Origin of the sequence: Pantanalinema rosaneae CENA516 (genome assembly GCF_050753385.1) — a bacterium.
Classification (GTDB): domain Bacteria; phylum Cyanobacteriota; class Cyanobacteriia; order Leptolyngbyales; family Leptolyngbyaceae; genus Pantanalinema; species Pantanalinema rosaneae.
Genome location: NZ_JBLZFZ010000012.1, coordinates 1 through 18,396, shown reverse-complemented (window position 1 = coordinate 18,396; position 18,396 = coordinate 1). Strand labels below are relative to the sequence as shown.

19 protein-coding genes are annotated in these 18,396 nt (G+C 50.3%); 8 read left to right on the top strand and 11 right to left on the bottom strand.

From position 1 onward, the window contains the following. Positions 1-83: 83 nt before the first annotated feature. Together thrC and ACN4EK_RS09025 are read left to right on the top strand one after the other, a co-directional pair. Positions 84-1,391, top strand: coding sequence for a threonine synthase (gene thrC, locus ACN4EK_RS09030; RefSeq protein WP_431657506.1), 1,308 nt, complete (start codon positions 84-86; stop codon positions 1,389-1,391). Between the two features lie 121 nt (positions 1,392-1,512). After that, entirely contained in the window at positions 1,513-1,788 is a 276-nt protein-coding gene (locus ACN4EK_RS09025; RefSeq protein ID WP_431657505.1) for a MoaD/ThiS family protein, read from the top strand. An 80-nt stretch (positions 1,789-1,868) separates the two neighbouring features. Here the strand turns inward: ACN4EK_RS09025 and ACN4EK_RS09020 are convergent, their stop codons facing one another. Then, a complete protein-coding gene (locus ACN4EK_RS09020) occupies positions 1,869-3,524 on the bottom strand; it encodes a pre-peptidase C-terminal domain-containing protein (protein WP_431657504.1) in 1,656 nt (551 codons plus the stop codon). Here ACN4EK_RS09020 and ACN4EK_RS09015 point away from each other — a divergent pair. Further along, entirely contained in the window at positions 3,523-3,729 is a 207-nt protein-coding gene (locus ACN4EK_RS09015) for a hypothetical protein (protein ID WP_431657503.1), read from the top strand. The genes ACN4EK_RS09020 and ACN4EK_RS09015 overlap by 2 nt on opposite strands. Here the strand turns inward: ACN4EK_RS09015 and ACN4EK_RS09010 are convergent, their stop codons facing one another. After that, on the bottom strand, positions 3,730-3,891 hold the full coding sequence (locus tag ACN4EK_RS09010; RefSeq protein ID WP_431657502.1) for a hypothetical protein: 162 nt from the start codon (positions 3,889-3,891) through the stop codon (positions 3,730-3,732). Positions 3,892-3,927: 36 nt separating this feature from the next. Between ACN4EK_RS09010 and ACN4EK_RS09005 the strand changes: the two genes are divergently transcribed. From ACN4EK_RS09005 to ACN4EK_RS08990, 4 genes are all read left to right on the top strand, one after another. After that, the gene (locus tag ACN4EK_RS09005; RefSeq protein WP_431657501.1) at positions 3,928-5,640 is read left to right on the top strand and encodes an ABC-F family ATP-binding cassette domain-containing protein; all 1,713 of its coding nucleotides are present in this window, start codon (positions 3,928-3,930) and stop codon (positions 5,638-5,640) included. A 370-nt stretch (positions 5,641-6,010) separates the two neighbouring features. Continuing rightward, positions 6,011-7,609 carry a 2,3-bisphosphoglycerate-independent phosphoglycerate mutase gene (gpmI, locus tag ACN4EK_RS09000; RefSeq protein ID WP_431657500.1) on the top strand — a complete coding sequence of 533 codons (1,599 nt, stop codon included), beginning with the start codon at positions 6,011-6,013 and terminating at the stop codon, positions 7,607-7,609. A gap of 110 nt (positions 7,610-7,719) precedes the next feature. Beyond that, positions 7,720-7,953, top strand: coding sequence for a preprotein translocase subunit SecG (secG, locus tag ACN4EK_RS08995; RefSeq protein ID WP_431657499.1), 234 nt, complete (start codon positions 7,720-7,722; stop codon positions 7,951-7,953). A 10-nt stretch (positions 7,954-7,963) separates the two neighbouring features. Next, positions 7,964-8,842 carry a hypothetical protein gene (locus ACN4EK_RS08990; RefSeq protein WP_431657497.1) on the top strand — a complete coding sequence of 293 codons (879 nt, stop codon included), beginning with the start codon at positions 7,964-7,966 and terminating at the stop codon, positions 8,840-8,842. Here ACN4EK_RS08990 and ACN4EK_RS08985 read toward each other — a convergent pair. From ACN4EK_RS08985 to ACN4EK_RS08960, 6 genes are all read right to left on the bottom strand, one after another. Next, positions 8,834-9,502, bottom strand: a complete 669-nt coding sequence (locus tag ACN4EK_RS08985) for a GNAT family N-acetyltransferase (RefSeq protein WP_431657496.1) — start codon at positions 9,500-9,502, stop codon at positions 8,834-8,836. The two genes, ACN4EK_RS08990 and ACN4EK_RS08985, sit on opposite strands and share 9 nt — an antisense overlap. Continuing rightward, positions 9,495-10,859 (bottom strand): FAD-binding oxidoreductase, encoded by a 1,365-nt coding sequence (locus tag ACN4EK_RS08980; RefSeq protein WP_431657495.1) that lies wholly within the window; start codon positions 10,857-10,859, stop codon positions 9,495-9,497. The genes ACN4EK_RS08985 and ACN4EK_RS08980 overlap by 8 nt, the downstream gene beginning before the upstream one ends. Positions 10,860-11,001: 142 nt before the next feature. Further along, a complete protein-coding gene (locus tag ACN4EK_RS08975) occupies positions 11,002-11,328 on the bottom strand; it encodes a hypothetical protein (protein ID WP_431657494.1) in 327 nt (108 codons plus the stop codon). 22 nt (positions 11,329-11,350) lie between these two features. Next, complete coding sequence (locus ACN4EK_RS08970) at positions 11,351-13,015, bottom strand: dynamin family protein (protein WP_431657493.1); 1,665 nt, start codon at positions 13,013-13,015, stop codon at positions 11,351-11,353. A gap of 26 nt (positions 13,016-13,041) precedes the next feature. Beyond that, entirely contained in the window at positions 13,042-13,185 is a 144-nt protein-coding gene (locus tag ACN4EK_RS08965; RefSeq protein WP_431657492.1) for a hypothetical protein, read from the bottom strand. 24 nt (positions 13,186-13,209) lie between these two features. Continuing rightward, positions 13,210-13,350, bottom strand: coding sequence for a hypothetical protein (locus tag ACN4EK_RS08960; RefSeq protein ID WP_431657491.1), 141 nt, complete (start codon positions 13,348-13,350; stop codon positions 13,210-13,212). Between the two features lie 1,175 nt (positions 13,351-14,525). Between ACN4EK_RS08960 and rffA the strand changes: the two genes are divergently transcribed. After that, positions 14,526-15,701 (top strand): dTDP-4-amino-4,6-dideoxygalactose transaminase, encoded by a 1,176-nt coding sequence (rffA, locus tag ACN4EK_RS08955; protein ID WP_431657490.1) that lies wholly within the window; start codon positions 14,526-14,528, stop codon positions 15,699-15,701. An 86-nt stretch (positions 15,702-15,787) separates the two neighbouring features. Here the strand turns inward: rffA and ACN4EK_RS08950 are convergent, their stop codons facing one another. The 3 genes from ACN4EK_RS08950 to ACN4EK_RS08940 all read right to left on the bottom strand — a co-directional run. After that, the gene (locus ACN4EK_RS08950; protein ID WP_431657489.1) at positions 15,788-16,600 is read right to left on the bottom strand and encodes a carbon-nitrogen hydrolase family protein; all 813 of its coding nucleotides are present in this window, start codon (positions 16,598-16,600) and stop codon (positions 15,788-15,790) included. 410 nt (positions 16,601-17,010) lie between these two features. Continuing rightward, positions 17,011-17,292: a hypothetical protein gene (locus ACN4EK_RS08945; protein ID WP_431657488.1), complete on the bottom strand. Its 282-nt coding sequence runs from the start codon at positions 17,290-17,292 to the stop codon at positions 17,011-17,013. An 82-nt stretch (positions 17,293-17,374) separates the two neighbouring features. Then, positions 17,375-18,396 (bottom strand): WD40 repeat domain-containing protein (locus ACN4EK_RS08940; protein WP_431657486.1); only part of this gene is annotated, 1,022 nt, incomplete at its 5' end.

Sequence of the window (18,396 nt, the reverse complement as noted above, 5' to 3'; positions counted from 1 at the left end):
ACGGGCTTTTGTGCCTCGTGTTACTATCGGGCGCATTGGTAGAAAAACACTCTAATCCAGCTTCTTCAGAGAGACGTAGACCCATGACTCAGGCAACCCAACTCCCAACGCAGCAGTCCACCACGGCGACCTTCCGGGCGCTGAAGTGTAAAGAATGTGGTGAAGAGTACGAACTCAAGGCAATTCACGTCTGTGAACTTTGCTTTGGGCCGTTAGAAGTTGCTTATGATTACGATGCCCTGCGGCGGCAGGTGACTCGCGAAAGTATTCAAGCGGGTCCACACTCGATCTGGCGTTATCGTCCATTCCTACCTGTAGCAACTGATACCCCGATCGATGTGGGAACAGGTCTAACTCCATTAGTCCAAGCCAAGCGGTTGGCGCGTCGTCTGGGTCTGAACAAGCTGTATATCAAAAATGATGCGGTCAACATGCCCACCCTCAGCTTCAAGGATCGGGTGGTATCGGTTGCCTTGACTCGCGCTCGGGAATTGGGCTTCTCTACGGTGTCCTGCGCCAGCACTGGCAATCTGGCAAACTCCACAGCGGCGATCGCGGCTCATGCAGGTCTAGATTGCTGTGTCTTCATTCCGGCTGATCTGGAAGCGGGTAAAGTCATGGGGACGTTGATCTACAGTCCTACCGTGATGGCAGTGCAAGGCAATTACGACCAGGTGAATCGCCTCTGTTCCGAAGTGGCAAATACCCACGGTTGGGGCTTCGTTAATATCAACCTGCGTCCCTACTACTCGGAAGGCTCGAAGACGCTGGGTTATGAAGTCGCAGAACAACTGGGTTGGCAACTACCGGATCACATTGTTGCTCCTCTAGCTTCGGGTTCGCTGTTTACCAAGATCTACAAAGGTTTCCGCGAATTTGTCGATGTGGGCTTAGTCGAAGACAAGCATGTGCGCTTCAGTGGGGCTCAGGCAGAGGGTTGCTCTCCGATCGCCCAGGCTTACCGCGAAGGTCGGGACTTTATCTCCCCCGTCAAGCCGAATACCATCGCCAAGTCGATCGCGATCGGGAATCCGGCGGATGGTGTGTATGCCGTCGATATTGCTCGGAAAACCAACGGTAACATTGAGTCGGTCACGGATGCTGAGATTGTCGAAGGGATTAAGTTGCTGGCTGAAACCGAAGGGATCTTTACGGAAACCGCAGGTGGTACAACTGTAGCGGTGCTGAAGAAACTGGTGGAAGCAGGCAAAATTAACCCCGATGAAACCACGGTTGTTTACATCACGGGGAATGGATTAAAAACTCAAGAAGCGGTGCAGGGATATGTTGGCGAACCCCTGACGATTGAGCCAAAATTGGATAGCTTTGAGCGAGCTTTGGAACGCTCCCGTACCCTCGATCGCCTGGAATGGCAACAGGTATTGGTTTAAGTCGGTTTTCTAGCTGGGTGATCACGGATTTGGGCAACGCAAGTCGTGAAACCGAATTCTGATCATCATCGGCTAACCGTCACGATTGATTCCTTACTTCACTATCTACTAACTACGCCCTATGTCCGTTAAAGTTCTGATTCCAACCCCTTTGCAAAAACTGACCAACAATCAAGCCACGGTTGAATGTAATGGTAGTTCGATCGCCGAACTACTGGATGCATTGGAACAAAGCTGTCCGGGGATCAAAGCTCGGTTATGTGATGATAAGGGCGAACTGCGCCGCTTCGTCAATTTCTATGTCAACAGCGAAGACATCCGCTTCTTAGAGGGCATCAAAACCCCGTTGAAAGAAGGCGATGAAGTCAGCATCATTCCAGCGATCGCGGGTGGCTAACCCCAGTTGATTGCTGATTCACAAACATCCCCCAGGTGATCCCGGCGATCGCTCTGGGGGGTGTTTCAGCCTGAGAACCGCTATACAACCAGGAAATTTTGCATTACATAACTGGCAAGCTGCCGTCCAGCCATTAGCCCATCCTGGTTAGAAGATTCTACGTGAATGCCACCATAGATGCGGCTGCGTCCCGCTTCATTGGCGGCTTGCTCAAAACTCCGATAGGAGCGGATAACGCCCGGTAAACCATCGGTAGTTGTGGAGAAACTGTAATTATTGCCAAATAAATAGGACAACATGGAACTAGCCGCTCCACTAAAGGTGCTGTGTCCGGAAATGTAATCCGGGAAGGGTGGTGTATTAATTAACGGTGTCCAGGTGGGAGCGGAGGATGCCCGGATGGCTTGAATCGGACGGCATTGGTTATAGGCATACTTGGCATCCCAGGCGACAATGCCAGCATCTGCCAGGCTAATATTCAGCATGGCAAACAGACGGGCATCCTCAAACAAACTGGTGTTTTCTCGCCGAGCAATATCCTCTGCAATATCATTCCAGTGACCAGGAGGGGTATAGGTGCCACTGCCATCTGCCCAAAATAGGGCAATTTCGGTTTGGTCAGCCGTTCTCTGGGAATTAACATTGCCCCCTAGCCGCCGTACCTCATCTATCTCAGATTGAAACTGGGCACTGGTAAAAGCAGGTGGTCCAGCCGGACGGAATTGGTCATCGCTGGTCATCGCAAAAGGTCTGACGAATGGCCATTGCGGCAGTAGCGCTGGAGCAAAGTTGGGGGCTGTAGGATGCCAGTATTCATCTCCAGCGAGAGGCGTGTAGGCAACGGTAGCATTCGCTCCATCATTACTCCGAGCGGACAGGATGAGATTGGCAACCGCCGTGCCGATCGCCAAGCCATTTTGTTCCGAAGCGCCATCGGCAACGCGAGCCAAAGTATTCGCTAATGCGGCATCAAACGTGGCTTTCTGATTGGGATATAAGCTAATCAGCGTTTGGTAGGCGGCTCCTGCTACGGCTGCGATCGCAGAGGTTCCCCGGGGTGCGTTAACGGTTGTGCAATACTGTTGCCCTAAATGCACGATCGAATTCACTGCGTCATAAATGGCGGCATGAACGATCGCCATATTCCGGGCCGCATAAGGGGGAGGAGTACCGGCGGCTTTAATCGCTTGCAGCGTGACCTGGTTCCAGTCCAATACGACATTGTCATCGCTATAGCCCTGGAGCGTATCCGCATAGTTCCGTAAGGTTTTGGGTCGGCTATCTGCTTGCCAACTGAAGCGATAGGGAGTATTGCCACTATTGGCATGAATCCGCACATAATAAGTACCGGCTTCTAGAACAATGCGTAAGGTTTCAGACGTTGTACCGTTGTTACTGGAGGTGTGAATCACCCGTCCATTCTGATTGAGTAATGCCAAATCGGCATCGGCTTGTAGCCCATTTAATGATAGGTTGAGAACACTATCCTTCCTTAGTTTGAAGCAAAATAAATCATCGGTATCCTCTGTGCCAACGCGATCGAATACGGATTGATTTCGACTTTTAACTTTAATTTTTCTAACAGTATCCGCTGGCTCATGGCTACGGAAGCGAAATCTGCCAGATTGGCTAGAGTCACTATTCGTTGAATGGTTTGGATTTAGTAGATCTCCGCCATATTGATAGATGCTTGAGTGCTGTTCTGAACGGTTAGATGGTGTCAGCGAACTAGGCATGAAACCTCACTTCAAATCCCCTGATTTATTCATAAGTTGCCGGAACTTAATTACAGAGTTCCCACAAATAAAAGCTGGAATAACAGGAAAAAGCTTTGCTCAAAGCTCGGCATTTCTAGCTCAAAGTCAAACTAATTTTCTTAGGGAAATTGCGAGTAAATCAGGTTTACTATTGGCAGGTTTAATGGCTACTGATGCCATCTGATCAAATTACCTCCGTGGATTTACAGGAAATAGCTGCTGCTTTGATACGTTCATCGATGCGATCGCTCTGACAACAGGCTGTGCTTTCCCATCGGGTTGCCGCGATCGCGGCATAACGGGTGAAGTTGAGATTATCTGGAACGTCATAGTTTGTTAAAGTCAAGCCATACCCTTCCTTACTCTGCCTGGAGAAGTCCTTATGTTGCGCCTGGAGCATGTCAGCAAAATTTATCCCACCGGAGAAGTCCTGAAGGATGTGAATTGGGAAGTGAAACCGGGCGATCGCATTGGGTTGGTTGGAGTCAACGGGGCAGGAAAAACCACGCAACTGAAGATTGTCGCCGGTGAAATTGAACCGACCGCCGGGGAAGTGATTCGTCCTGCCAGTTTACGGATTGCTTACCTGACCCAGGAGTTTGAGGTTGATCCCAGTCGGACTGTGCGGGAGGAGTTTTGGCGAGCCTTTCGGGAAGCCAACGATGTGCATGAACGGTTAGCACAGGTGCATCGCGAGATGGAAACGGCAGATCCCGAACAACTGGACAAGCTCATTCACGAAATGGATCGATTGCAGCGCCAATTTGAAGCGATGGATGGCTATGTCTTAGATACTCGGGTTGAGAAAATTCTGCCCGAACTGGGCTTTGCGTTGGAGGATGGCGATCGTCTGGTCAGTGCCTTTAGTGGCGGTTGGCAGATGCGGATGAGTTTAGGCAAGATTTTGCTGCAAACTCCCGATTTATTGTTATTGGATGAACCAACAAACCATTTGGACTTAGAAACGATCGAATGGCTAGAAACTTACCTGAAGGGGATCGAAACCCCAATGGTAATCGTCTCCCATGACCGGGAGTTTCTCGATCGCCTCTGTACTCAAATTGTCGAAACGGAGCGTGGTGTTTCTACGACTTATTTAGGGAACTACTCCGCCTACTTGCAGCAGAAGGAAGAAAACCGGCAAGCCCAACAAAGTGCCTATGAAAGCCAACAGAAGGAATTAGAAAAACAACAGGCATTCGTCGATCGCTTCCGGGCGAGTGCCACCCGCAGCACCCAAGCCAAGAGCCGTGAAAAGCAATTAGAGAAAATTGAACTGATTGAAGCTCCCGATGCCGGACTAAGAACCTTAAAGTTTCACTTTCCGCCATCTCCCCGCAGCGGTCGAGAAGTCGTACTGATTAAGGATTTAACCCATGCCTACGATGACAGAATTTTGTTTCTGGGGGCAGAATTGTTGATCGAACGGGGCGATCGCATCGCAATTCTGGGTCCCAATGGGGCGGGAAAATCGACGCTGTTACACCTGATCATGGGCATGGAAGCGGCAACCGAAGGAACCGTAAAACTCGGCGACCATAACGTGATCCCCGGTTATTTTGAACAGAATCAGGCAGAAGCTCTGGATCTAGAGAAGACCGTGATGGATACCATCCACGATGAAGTGCCCAGTTGGACGAATGAAGAGGTTCGCACCTTGCTCGGACGGTTTCTGTTCAGTGGCGAGATGGTGTTTAAGCAGGTCGGAGCCTTAAGTGGCGGCGAAAAAGCCCGATTAGCTCTGGCTAAAATGCTACTGCGTCCAGCCAATCTATTGATCCTAGATGAACCGACGAATCACTTAGATATTCCGGCGAAGGAAATGCTGGAGGATGCCTTACAGAATTACGATGGCACCGCGATCGTCGTCTCCCACGATCGGTACTTTATCTCCCAGGTTGCCAATAAGATTGTAGAAATTCGGGAGGGTGAATTACTGCTCTATCGGGGCGACTATCATTACTATCTCGACAAAATTGCTGAGGAAAAAGAAAAAACTCGACTAGCGGCGATCGAAGCCGAAAAAGTGGCGAAAACAGCGGCGAAACGAGCCAAACAGAAGGAGAAGGAAAAAGCGAAGAAAGCTCAAAAGTAAGGGAGTCTGGCGATCGGTGTGGGATAGACTGAGCGACGTTATATATAGGCTGAATCAGAAGTTCCAGCCTGAAGCCACTCCCTGACGATTGACCGCAGCAGATGATGGGGATCACTCACGATCGTAGATTCCGAAGAAACCATTTAGTTTCAAGGTAGCGTTGGCAAAATCTGTTACAACGATCATTAATCCTAGTGTCTGATCCCCTTGCCAATTTGCCTATGCACTCGGTAATTGCTGGGGCTGGGTTTGCCATTTCGGTAAAATATCATTACAGTTTCCTGACACTCTCGTATTTGCACTAGCTTCGAGAGAGTGGGTGGCAATGTTATGATTTGCGGAAGAATTCATTCACGGAAGGCATGGTTTTATGGCGCAAGCGCCTATCTCTCCAGTTGTATTAATTATCCTGGATGGCTGGGGGTATCGCGAGGACACAGACGGGAACGCCGTGGCAGCCGCTAAGACTCCTGTCATGAGCAGTTTGTGGCAGGCATATCCTCACACCTTAATTCGCACTTCTGGCAAGGATGTCGGGTTGCCAGAGGGTCAAATGGGGAATTCTGAGGTAGGGCATCTCAACATTGGAGCCGGACGGGTAGTTCCGCAAGAATTAGTCAGGATTTCCGATGCGGTTGAAGATGGCACACTGCTGAGCAACTCTGCCCTGGTGAAAATTTGTCAAACCGTCAAGCGGAATAACGGCAAGCTCCATCTGGTCGGACTGTGTTCCGAGGGAGGCGTACATTCCCATGTCACCCACCTGCTGGGTCTACTGGACATGGCAAAGGAGCAAATGCTGACGGATGTTTGCATTCATGTAGTGACGGATGGACGGGATACACCACCCACCTCTGGGAAGCACTCAATTCAACAGATTGTGGATTACTCCGAGCAGCTTGGCATTGGGCGGATCGTCACTTTAAGCGGACGCTATTACAGCATGGATCGCGATCGTCGTTGGGATCGGGTACGGCGGGCATACAACATCATGACCCAGGATGGCTCTGGGGACGGGCGATCGGTCTTAGAAGTATTACAAGCCTCCTATGATGCCGGAGTCACCGATGAGTTTGTGGTACCGACTCGGATTGCTCCTGGTGCAGTTGAACCGGGAGACGGCGTGATTTTCTTCAACTTCCGTCCCGATCGGGCGCGGCAACTGACCCAAGCCTTTGTCGATCCCAAGTTCCAGGGTTTCGATCGGGAGATGATCCCATCCCTGGCGTTTGCCACATTTACCCAATACGACCCCTCGCTAACCGTTGAAGTGGCATTTGAGCCCCAGAACCTCAGTAACATTCTGGGCGAAGTGATTGCGAACCACGGCTTGCGCCAATTCCGCACTGCCGAAACGGAAAAATACGCCCATGTCACCTACTTTTTTAATGGGGGGATTGAGGAACCCTTTCCCGGTGAAGATCGGGAACTGATCCCCAGTCCTCAGGTAGCAACCTACGATCGCGCTCCCGCTATGTCCGCCGTTGCCGTGACGGATACGGTGATTGCCGCGATCGAGCGTCGGATCTATTCGCTGATTGTGATCAACTATGCGAATCCGGATATGGTGGGGCATACGGGCAATATGGATGCTGCAATTCAGGCATTGGAAACCGTAGATGCTTGCCTCGGTCGGTTACTGGAAAGCATTAGCCGCGCCGGAGGAACCGCGTTGATCACCGCCGATCACGGTAATGCAGAGTTGATGTGGGATGAGCAAGGGAATCCCTGGACTGCCCATACCACCAATCCAGTGCCATTGATTTTGATTGAAGGGGAAGGGGTGAAGATTCCCGGTCATGGTACCGATGTCACTCTGCGATCGGATGGACGGTTGTCAGATATTGCGCCCACGATTCTGGATATTCTCAAAGTTCCCCAGCCCCCGGAAATGACTGGACGTTCGATGATCCAGGCGGCTGATTTTGATGTGCGGGCAAACCGGACTCCGGTGAAAGTCGCACGTTAGGGCATTAAGGCAAAATCAGTTTGCGATAGACTAGAGGACGGTGGATGTTTAGCCGCTCCATCGTCTCGTTTTGAGCTAACACCGAATCTTGTTCATCAAAAGGTTTTCACATGTCGCTGACTGCTGTCCTGCAAATTATCTGGTCGCTTTCTGCCCTGGGATTGATCGTTTTGGTCTTACTTCATAGTCCTAAAGGCGATGGTTTAGGCGGATTAGGGGGACAGGCGCAATTGTTTACCAGTACCAAGAGTGCTGAAACGACTCTGAATCGTGTGACCTGGGCGTTAACTGCCATTTTTATGGGCATGACGGTCATCCTCAGTTCTAATTGGTTGCCTCGCTAACTGACCCCATGTGAACTGGTTCCCGGATGTGACCCAGGCAAAGGTGCGATCGTGGCTGAAATCCTGTCTTGCCTTTATGGTGGGACTGGCGATCGTGAGTTGGGGATCTACTGCATTCTCCTGGTCGATGCCGACGGATGGATTGCAGCTAAAGCATGATCCTGGTTCAAACACAGAGTTGGCTCAGGCAGGGAAGCGGGATGTGCCTTTCCAAGTCCATCCTCTGCCGCCAACTTTGGCACAATGGCAGGACAAACAGGCAAGTGGAGATTATTTTGACCAGATCCAGCCTGTGAATGTGGGCTACTTAGTCTGGTCAGACTTTCCAGTGAAGGTATTTGTGGAACCCGTGGAGACTAATCCACCCAATGCTTTTACTGCCCAGCGATCGCAGGGTTGGGTAAAGGCGGTGCTCCAGGCGATCCAGGAGTGGAACGCTTACTTACCGCTCACGGTGGTTAACCAGGCGGAGGAAGCTGATATCATAATTTGGCGATCGACTCCTCCCTTACGACTCAGTTCAGAACCGTCAAATAGCTCACAACCAACCCCATCCCCTCGGTTCCAGATTCGTGCCCGGAATGCGGAAACTCGCTACGAAATTTACGTTAAACGGACTCCGGCTGAAACAAAGGCGGCAACTGCGATCGCCTTAGCCCATCGCTTTACGATCTATTTACGACCCGATCAACCCCTAGCCTATACCCTGGCAACCGCCCGCCATGAGTTAGGTCATGCGCTAGGGATTTGGGGGCATAGCTTACTCCCGACGGATGCCCTGTATACTACTCAGGTAGCGCAACCACCGACTATTTCTGTACGGGATGTGAATACCTTAAAACGGGTGTATGAACAGCCAACTCGTTTGGGCTGGCAGATGTCATCGTGAGTGGCACATCACCTTCCAGGTGACTCCATACAGGCGGCGATCGAGGTCAAAATCACTAAAGTGAACCAGCACCGGGGGAGCAAGATCCTGCCAAGCAACCGGCTGGAAGCCTAAACGGCTATAGAACCATTGCAACTTCGGTTTACAGACCAGATAAATCGGTTGGTGGGTAGTTTGAGTCAGGCTTTGGACTAAACAGGCTCCCAACGATCGTCGCCGCCAGTCGGGATGAATGAATAGGTGATATAACACGCAAAACTCAGCGTAATGCCCCAGCGCCGCACAGCCAACGGGCACCCCATTACACTCGATCACATGATAGAGCGACCAGTTAAATAAGGGCTCGGTGGGAATGAGGAGCAGATATAGGAATAGCGTACAGATCGAGAGAAACGCCGCACCACAGGAATAGAACAATAGCATCACTACCAGCAGTTTCCAGGGCTGGGCGATCGGCTGCTGTAAGAGCCACTGTTCTAGAGCGATCGCGACCCCCAGGGCAGCTAACCGCAGGACTCGATAAGCCAGCATCCGTAAATCAAAGGCGAAGGCTTCTGTCCAGATTAGCCCTAGCACAAATTTTTGCAGTATCCACTGGTCAGTCACTTGAGCCGAACGGATTAAACAGTGCCAGGGTAGAGAAAAGATCAGTTCAGCCATGTCTTTGCTCTAGCCATGCCCGCATCTTGCCGGGATTGAGTAATCCGTAGGGATCAACCTGTTCCTTAAATGCCAACTGTTCCACATCCACCGTTTTCATGCCACCATCCTCCAGAATATACGTGTGAGGATTGAAGATAATGGCCCCCTCAGCTTCGTGATCGGCAATAATCTGGTTTAACCGCTTCTCGGTGGTATAGCGTACCAGTTGCAAGCCGATCGGGTGCATCGTACCCATGGCTCGGGCAAACTCCAGGTGCATCATGACTTCGTCACCATAGCGGTGATACATTTGCTCAACCAGCTTCAGGTCTGGATCCGCCGGAAATAGGGTTTGCAGATAGGTTAAGGAGGCATCCACACAACGGGCGTGGAGGGTCGTATGATTCCAGGAATATTCCATCAACGTCACCCCTTTTGCCGCTTCCTGAGCCGTCTTCTCGTAACAGAAATGACCACTAAATTCTTTGACCAGTTCGTGAAAGGGTTCCAAACAGCATTCAGCTACCATGACTAATACCGCATGATGAGATGCCGGAATCGTCGATCGCAGGGCAGTGAAATAGGTGGGAATCGGATCGGCGCATACCGTCACCAATTTTTTGATCAACCCATCACTATGGGCAATTGCCTGACCAAACCGAGCCGCCGCCATAAAGTCGGAAAAGCTAACGATCGCTTCTGCCCAGGCATAGGCAGGGGCTAAGGGAATTTCAAGTTCGGTGATGATGCCATTCGTCCCATAGGCATGATTCACCTTTTGCACATCGTCCCCCCGCAGTTCGATCACACGGGGTTGATCTTCCATCGTTACCACCCGCAGGGCTAATAGATTCCCGCGATCGCGCAGTTGTCCATAGGTGATTGAGCCAATGCCGCCACTCCCTCCAGCAATAAAGCCTCCGATCGTCGCAGTACGGTAGGTAGAGGGAGCCATGCGAATTTCCCACCCGATCTCGCGGGATTGTTTATCGATCGCTGCCAGTTTCACTCCCGGTTCCACACAGGCAATTCCCGGCTTCATCCACTTCACAGCCTGCATCCGGGTTAAGTCGAGGATGACTCCGCCTGCCAACGGCATACATTGTCCATAGTTGCCAGTGCCTGCCCCCCGCACAGTAATGGGGACACGATGCCGAACACATGCCTCAGCCACCCGCAGCACCTCGGCTTCGTTGGCAGCTCGAACCACTAAATCACCACATTTATCACTGAGAATGGGTTGTAGGACGGGACTAAAGTAATAACAATCGCTTGATAGTTTAGCGATCTGAGCTAGATCGGTGATCAGATCTAGCCCCTGCAACTCGGCGATCAGAGCGGGCAGGTCGAAGGAAGAACTAGCCGTGAAGGTCATGCTACGTGGTAATAATGGCTGTGTTAAAGCTTAGGAGATTTCTAGGAAAATTTTTACCTTTGTACGGGCAAGTGGCTGTTCGCCTCTATCAAAAATTGCTAATTGTCCGGTCATTTCTATTCGGGAAATCTCCTTAAACTGATTATCTAATTGGAATAAACGGTAGGAAGCGTTTAATAAAGCGTCGTACTTTCAGCAGACCAATGATGCGGCGAACTTTGGGGGAGACAATGGGTTTGGGCGGTGGTACAGGTTCCAGGTGGGCTTGCAGTTCCGCATATTCGACGGCGGTTAGCGGGCTCCCGTCGATCGGCGATCGGGCCCCAATAATCATCTGTGCCCGTAGGACTTCTTCAGGCTGATCGTCGGCAGGGGGTAAGGCTAATGCCGGTGGAGTTGCTGTGAGCAGGGATAGCCCCAGAGTGAGAGGCAGGAGGATTTTGCGATCGCGGAAATCAAATTGGGGCATAGATCAAGCCGAGAACAACCAATTAGAGAGATCGTAGCGCTTCCGCTAAATTCTCTAACGTCGTTTGGAGCAATTGCAGTTGGTAGTGTTGTTGGGTTATGGCTTGCCCTTCAGTCGCCGTTTCGTACCGGATAACTCGTTCTGCTACCAGTTCATAGCGTTGCACAGCCGCAAGATTGAGGGCACTGAAATTGACTAAATAGTCCCGCGCTGCTTCCAGGCAGGCATAACGCACTTGAGCTTCGGAAACCGTTGTGGATGGTGTGGAACTATCCGAGTCCAGAGTTTTATTTAGCAGGTAAGAGGCTCCGCCTAAAAGTGCCCCTACTACAGGTCCTCCTAACACGAACCCTAATCCACCGGCTAACAGGGTTTCAGGGTTTAGGTTTGCAGACTTACTACCGGGACTGCTACTAGGCTGCTCAGGCAATTCTACATCAGGAGGTGGTGGAAAACTGACCAGCAGTTGATGGGGACGATCGCGCTCAAAAAAGTCGCAGGCTTGATGCACCCATTTGGCAACCGCTTGCTGATGATCGATCGCAGTTGCCTTAAATATCCCCGTTTCCCAGGCTTTGAAAGTCCCCTGAAACAGCGCTTCGGCAGCGTCATTTTGATACTGATCCAATAGATTAATTAGCGAGAGCCAGTCGGTGAATTTGGTGACGCTGGTGGTAAATCCCTGGTTGATCAGTTGGGCTGCCTGTTGTTTAATCTGAACCCGTTGATCACGCTTTGTGGTTACGGTAGTGAGTTCCGTTTGCAAGCTATCTATCTTGCTCTGAAGGGCTTGTTGCACCTGACGGGCGATCGCCTTGACGCGGGGAATGCGGGTGGCAATTTGCTCTTTTTGCTGTTCCACGATCGTCTGTAGTGCCGACTCTAACATCGGCAGACCCGCCGCTTGGGCATCTGCCATGTTGCCTTTTAACCTGGCTCGTAAGGCAGGTAAGGCATCGACGCGATACAGGTTACTAACTCCCGCAGGCAACTGGGAACGAAAACTTTCGGCGACAAACCGCAATCGGTTATAAACCTGCTTTTGGTCTTCTGGTTCTAATAGGTTGAGGAAGTTGACGACAAACACAACGGTTTCAATGCCGCGATCGAGTAACCAGTCGCGTAAGTGCTCCCGTTCCCCTAAGGTCATCAGCTTCCGCCCATCCAAGACCTGAATAATTAAATCCGCCGTGAGCAATTGCTCTTTGACTAAGGCATCCTGGGCTTCCCGATCGTTGGTTCCCGGCAGATCAATCAATTCCACGCCGGACTTGAGGAAGGGATGGGGACACAGGACAGTTACCGAGGCGACATCATCCCGCATTCGGCGCTCGTCATCCAAAATTGCAAACTGCTTAAGAATCTCTGTTCCCATTTCCTCAATGGTTTTGCCATCCTGGAAGCGAATCTGACTCCGCAGGGTGTCGCCATACTGGACGGTAATTGCAGCTCCCGTCGTGGGAATTAAATCGATCGGTAATGCCCGTTCCCCCAGCAGGGCATTCAATAAAGTCGATTTGCCATAGTTGAAGGGCCCAAACACCGCAATCCGAAAATTGGCGTGTCCAGACTGCTGGCAAATGGAATGCACATCCTGGTGCAGTGGATCCTGGGGCGATCGCTCCAACACTCCTATTGCCGATCGGAGCCGTTCTAAAAGGATCTGGTATGCGTCCTGCTGCGCCATCTTTGCTGTCCTTGAGTTGCCTGCTACTAAGATAGCAATCCCTTCCAAAGTGCCTGTGATAACAAACACAGGTCAGCGATATCAGCAACTATCGCCGGGGCGAATTTACCTGCCTGAGCGATCGCATTCACCAACTCGCGATCGCCTGTAGTTTCAGCGATCGCGGACAATGCTGGGTATGGTCACAACAAAATTTAATATTTCATGCCCTTTTTATGGACAGAGGCAAGTAACTGCGGTCTAACTTGCTTGACCCATTGATCAAAATTAAATTCCTGGTACGAATGGTTGACTGCGTCAACTTTACTGCGCTCTTTGCTTGGTTCTGCTTTCATGCTCCGTCCTCAATGAATCCCAAATAATTTACTGTTCTATCTACCGTTGAAGCAGATTTAGACTGAAAACGCCAGGGTTTTCCAGGCTCAAGATGCGGAAATAGCAAGGTAAGGCTGCATTTCCTGCATCTTGCCAGACACTTCACCTGCTACCCCCATTAAAAACTCTCTTGGGGTAGAGATTAGCTCTGTGAACTCACGCGAATTCACACTACAAATTTGTATCTAAAACTACAAAAATTATACGCCTTCAAGTAGCGCTCTGAGTTAAGCCAACGTGAAGGTTGAGTAATCAAATTCCAAGGTGAAATTTTGAGCATAGGTAATGGAGATGGGAGGGCAGCACGACAATCACCTGTTTCGAGGATGAGTTACGTTGACCTCCGCCTCAATCGTCTCCGCATACCGCACCTCATACAACACAAATGGATTTTCTGTAATTTTACCCAAGGATGCCTGGTACTTAGCAGGCGGTGTCACTAGATCAGTCAATACCGTATCAATAAAATCACGGAGGCTGATGTGGGGTGAGCAAAAGCGGTGATGAATTCAGGTGACTGAATTTGTCCAACTGATAAACGCACTTGGACAACCGTTTCCCTCAGCCCAAGATTGTATCCTGCATGAATTGGTGCTCAATCTATCGCCAGAAGGACGTTAGGGAAGATGCACAGTGATGATGAAGTATTTATAGCTACAGTTTTAAGCTCTCATAAAGAAAGTGTTGCTGTACTTGCTTCTGTAAAAACCCGCAGATAGAGTTTACCTATGCAACATTAAAACTTTATCTAAAGGAATTTAAATTCAGTGATTGTAGGGATCTCTCAACAGCCACTAATCTTGAGCAATTCGAGAGGGCTGTAATACCTGAATCGGTCAGCTTAGAGGTAATAGTAAAAAATACCGTTCTCTCTGCCGGTCTATGCAAACAGTGTGGCTGTAATCTTGTTACTATCTACCTGACTAAAATTCCCTGGAAATAGGTTGTACTCCTATTGAACTAATCCTTTCTCTAGTTTTCAACCTATTTCTCAATACGGTATAAGCAGAATTTAAGAGTAATGGTGTCCTATCCGCTAGAGCACAGCATTAAACTATCTGCTGTCCAGCTTGTTTGTGAAGTGGAGCATCAACTGAATTTGGCGTAATAACTGACATACTTATTGGGAGTATCCATGCACATTCCTTTTGCCAGACTGCATACTACTGGACAGGAACTAGAGTACATTCAGCAGGCGATCGCTAGTGGGCATATTACTGGGGATGGTAGCTTTACCAAACAGTGCCAAACCTGGCTGGAATCAACCATTGGTTCTCAAAAAGCACTACTCACCCACTCCTGCACTGCCGCGTTAGAAATGGCAGTGATTCTAGCGGATATTCAGCCAGGAGATGAAGTGATTCTTCCCTCCTATACCTTTGTATCGACAGCTAATGCGGTAGTTTTGCGGGGAGGAGTGCCAGTATTTGTCGATATTCGCCCCGATACCCTCAATATTGACGAATCCAAAATTGAAGCGGCGATTACACCCAAAACTAAGGCAATTATGCCAGTTCACTATGCTGGGGTGGGCTGTGAAATGCCAACAATTCGTGCGATCGCAGATCAATACAATCTGATCGTGATTGAGGACGCGGCTCAAGCCTCGATGGCTTACTATGAAGGGCAGCCTCTGGGTAGTTATGGACACATGGCAGCATTTAGCTTCCATGCCACCAAAAATATTGTGTCAGGCGAAGGCGGGGCCTTAGTGATTAATGACCCAACCCTGGTCAAACGTGCCGAAATTATTTGGGAAAAGGGCACAAACCGGAGCCAGTTTTTCCGAGGTGAGGTGGATAAGTATACCTGGGTTGACATTGGATCGTCCTATCTCCCCAGTGAATTAGTTGCCGCCTTTCTTTGGGCACAGTTTCAGCAGGCTGAACAAATTATCGCGCAGCGGCTCAAACTCTGGCATCACTACCATAAAGCGTTTGCGGAACTAGAACTGGGTCGGATTGCCCGTCGCCCTCGGGTGCCGCTGCACTGTCAGCATAATGGTCATATCTATCATCTGCTATTGAATGATCTGGAAACCCGGACTCGCATGTTAGCGCACCTAAAGGCGCAGGGAATTCAGGCCACTTTCCACTATGTCCCTCTGCACAGCGCCCCAGCCGGACAAAAGTATGGTCGGGTAGCTGGAGATATGCGTGTAACAGAAGCCCTCAGCGATCGCATTCTTCGCCTGCCGCTGTCTTCCAGTCTGACAATGGCAGAAGTTGATCAGGTGATTGCCTGTGTCTTTGATGGGTTAAGTAGTGAACTGCCGCTGTCAAGCTCTGAACCGATGATGGTTAGGGTCTAATCGCCTCACCCTTACACTCTGACAGCGTCCCGGTTTGGTAATCTAGCCACCAGGACGCTGTTTCTCATGTGATTAGATGGGTGGACTTAGACAAATACCCGATGCTGCAAACACGGCATTTGTCGGCGCACCTGTTCTAAGCGGGAAGGCTCGATCGCGGCGAGGGCAACTCCAGGCTTATCGCCAGCGTCGGCTAAGACAATCCCCCAGGGATCGATAATCATGGCATGACCGTGGGTTTGGCGCAGGGCATAGTGCTGTCCCGTTTGGGCAGGGGCAATCACATAGCAGGTGTTTTCGATCGCCCGCGCTTGCAAAAGCACTTGCCAGTGGTCTTTGCCGGTGTAGGCGGTGAAGGCGGCGGGAACAAACAGTACCTCGGCTCCCATTTGAGACAGATGGCGATAGAGTTCTGGGAAGCGCACATCATAGCAAACGGATAAGCCAAGATTGCCCAAATCCTTAGAGGGATAGACCGGAGGTAATCGCATTCCGGCTAATACCGTACTGGATTCTTGATAGGTGTTGCCATCGGGCAAATTCACATCAAACAAGTGTACTTTCTCGTACCGTGCCAACTCATCGCCATTCGGTCCAATCAGGAGTGCCGTATTATGCACTCTGCCATTGTCTACTGGTTGAGGAAAGCCACCCCCTAGGATCGTGATTTGGAAGCGCTGCGCCATCACTTTGAGAAATTTTTCGCTGGCTTGCCCGATCGCATCTGCCTGTGCCAATTTATCGGCTTCTTCACCCAGAAATGAAAAATTTTCTGGTAAGCAAACGAGTTCAGCTCCCTGGCGCACTGCCAGATCAATGAGTTCTTCTGCCTGCACCAAATTCTTTTGCAGGTCAGGTAAGCTGGTCATTTGAATAGCAGCCGCCAAATAGGATTTCATACGCTCAACCCAAGCTCGTACAAACAAAAACTACTAAATCAATCATGGATACTAGCAGGTTACCCATGCGCATCATCGTGTAACTCAAGGGATGTTGCTGCCCTGTGCCCTCTGCTTGTGCAGCGATCGCTCAAGCAAGTCGAACTATATAACTCGAAACCGTACCAGCATAACCTCTTAACGGACGTTCCGTAGCTATCCTGCCTGGAAGTGAGCAGGTGTTTCTAACAATCATCCTCGATCAATCATGATGCTCGGTGCGATCGCGCGGAGACAGATTGCCTAGGCTGACGGTTTGCGTCATTCAGATTGTTGATGGGAGGCACAGATACCAACAGATACCAACAGATAACAAATGAATGCGATCAATAGGGGTTGCCTGCATTCCCTAACTATTCTTTAATCAGATTTTATTGACTACTACACCAATCCGGGCATTGCTCGCCATCTTGCCACCCATAGGGATGCAGCCCACACACTAGAATCGTTCGGGTGTCTTGGCGGTAACCATAGGCAATTCCATGATAATGGGTACAGCCCTGACAGGGTTTAGGACGGGAGGATGGGGGACTGGTAAAGCCAAGCTGCGATCGCAGGATATGTTGTTTACTTTGTAACCGTTGCCAGCGAGCGTGATCAGCTTTTCTAAAAAAATAATGAATTTTACCAAACGGATACTGAGCCGCATTCATGAGCTTATGTGTGAGGGGCTATTCTCTAGCCTACCCACAATTGTCTCGATCTTCACGCCACATGCGGCAGAGATACAAAAGTCTACCTGGCTTCACTCACCTGCCATAGTTTGACGGTATTGTCAGAACTGCCACTGGCAATGATACCGCCATCGGGGCTGATGCTGACTGCATTAATGGGATGGCTCTCATGTAACGTTGTGCGTAGTTCCCCGGTTTGGGGTTGCCAAACCCGAATCGTTTTGTCGCTACTGCCACTCACCAATACCCTACCATTGGCACTGAGCGTGATCGCATTGACGGAATCCGAGTGACCGGACAGAGTGCGAATGGCTTCCCCTCGGGTTAAATTCCATACCTTAATCGTTTTATCTTTACTGCCACTCACCAGGGTTTTGCTATCTGGACTAATGACGATCGCGTTAACAGAATTGAAATGTTTACCCGCAAAGGTATGGATTTGTTCTCCAGTTTTCAAATTCCATAGCTTGACCTGATTATCTAACCCCCCACTGGCTACGGTTTGACCATCGGGACTGATTGCCACCGATCGAATCATCCCTGCCAGATTGGGAAAGATGCGTAGGGTTTCGCCACTGCTTAACTTCCATAACCGGATCGTGCGATCTTCGCTGCCACTGACCAACCACTGACCATCGGTATGAACGGCGACTGAGTTGACATCCCGTGTGTGTCCTGTCAAGGTACGGAGCAATTTACCACTGGCAACCTGCCAAACTCTAACCGTGTCATCATCACTGCCGCTAATCAGTAACTGGCTATCGGGACTAAAGGCTAGACAATTTACGGCTTTCGTGTGTCCAGTTAGGGTGGCAATCAGTTCTCCGGTGGTCAGGTTCCAGAGTTTGATCACATCATCCAGTCCGCCACTGGCTACGATCTGCCCATCCGGGCTAATCGCCACTGCCATTACCCAACGGGTATGCCCACTCAAGGTATGGAGACAACGGCGATCGTGAATCGCTGGCATTGGGGGTTTGGACGGTGGGCTGGAAGGGTTGATTCCGGCAGAATTAGGCGTTCCCCATGCCGGTTGACCAGAGGTGGGAGCCGGGGGATTGGAGCTGTCTCTTATACACATCT